We start from the raw sequence: 1521 nt of genomic DNA, 5'->3' as shown, positions 1-1521 counted from the left end.
CCCATCCGCCGTAAGCCCAAGGTTTCCGGGGTAAAGGTAATCTGCCCCGGGTTAGTCGGCCCCTAAGGCGAGGCTGAAAAGCGTAGTCGATGGGAAACAGGTTAATATTCCTGTACTTGTATAGATGTGCGATGGAGGGACGGAGTAGGATAGACACGCTGGCTGTTGGAATAGCCAGTGCAAGTGTGTAGGGTTGAGGTACAGGCAAATCCGTACCTCTAGATGCCTGAGACATGATGCGGTGCTCGCAAGAGCGTAAGGTGTTGAGTCCATGCTTCCAAGAAAAGCTTCTAAGTTTAGTCTATGCAAACCGTACCGCAAACCGACTCAGGTGGGCGGGATGAGTAATCCAAGGCGCTCGAGAGAACTGTAGTTAAGGAATTCGGCAAAATGACCCCGTAACTTCGGGATAAGGGGTGCTCTTTGTTGTTAGTTTCTTAGCGAAACAAAGCAACGGAGAGCCGCAGAGAAATGGCGGTGGCGACTGTTTACTAAAAACATAGGTCTATGCAAAGTCGTAAGACGACGTATATGGACTGACGCCTGCCCGGTGCCGGAAGGTTAAGGGGAGTTGTTAGCATTAGCGAAGCAGCGAACCGAAGCCCCGGTAAACGGCGGCCGTAACTATAACGGTCCTAAGGTAGCGAAATTCCTTGTCGGGTAAGTTCCGACCTGCACGAATGGCGTAACGATCTCCGCACTGTCTCAACTACAGACTCGGTGAAATTGAATTCGCGGTGAAAATGCCGTGTACCCGCAGCAAGACGGAAAGACCCTGTGCACCTTTACTATAGCTTGACATTGGGTTTTGGGCTAGCATGTGTAGGATAGGTGGGAGGCTTTGAAGCAGGCACGCCAGTGTTTGTGGAGCCAACCTTGAAATACCACCCTTGCTAGTCTAAGGCTCTAATCCTCTACCGTTATCCGGTTAGGAAACAGTGTCTGGTGGGTAGTTTGACTGGGGCGGTCGCCTCCTAAAGAGTAACGGAGGCATACAAAGGTTCGCTCAGACTGATTGGAAACCAGTCGTTGAGTGCAAACGCATAAGCGAGCTTGACTGTAAGAGAGACATCTCGAGCAGGAACGAAAGTTGGTGTTAGTGATCCGGTGGTTCCGCATGGAAGGGCCATCGCTCATTGGATAAAAGGTACGCCGGGGATAACAGGCTGATCGCGCCCAAGAGTTCACATCGACGGCGCGGTTTGGCACCTCGATGTCGGCTCATCACATCCTGGGGCTGAAGCAGGTCCCAAGGGTACGGCTGTTCGCCGTTTAAAGTGGTACGCGAGCTGGGTTTAAAACGTCGTGAGACAGTTTGGTCCCTATCTGCTGTGGGCGTAGGAGATTTGAAAGGACTTGCCCCTAGTACGAGAGGACCGGGGTGAACGAACCTCTGGTGGGTCAGTTGTCGTGCCAACGGCATAGCTGAGTAGCTACGTTCGGAAGGGATAACCGCTGAAAGCATCTAAGCGGGAAGCCTCACTTAAGATAAGATCTCCCTCTCATTTATGAGCTAAAGGA

Annotated in this window: 1 rRNA gene; it reads left to right on the top strand. The window is 51.9% G+C overall.

Features of this window, described 5'->3' with window-relative positions:
- Positions 1-1521: ribosomal RNA gene (locus tag F461_RS0100045) — 23S ribosomal RNA — on the top strand; the annotation flags it as partial.

The organism is Halodesulfovibrio aestuarii DSM 17919 = ATCC 29578 (genome assembly GCF_000384815.1).
Lineage (GTDB): Bacteria > Desulfobacterota > Desulfovibrionia > Desulfovibrionales > Desulfovibrionaceae > Halodesulfovibrio > Halodesulfovibrio aestuarii.
This window is presented reverse-complemented; position numbering and strand designations above follow the sequence as displayed.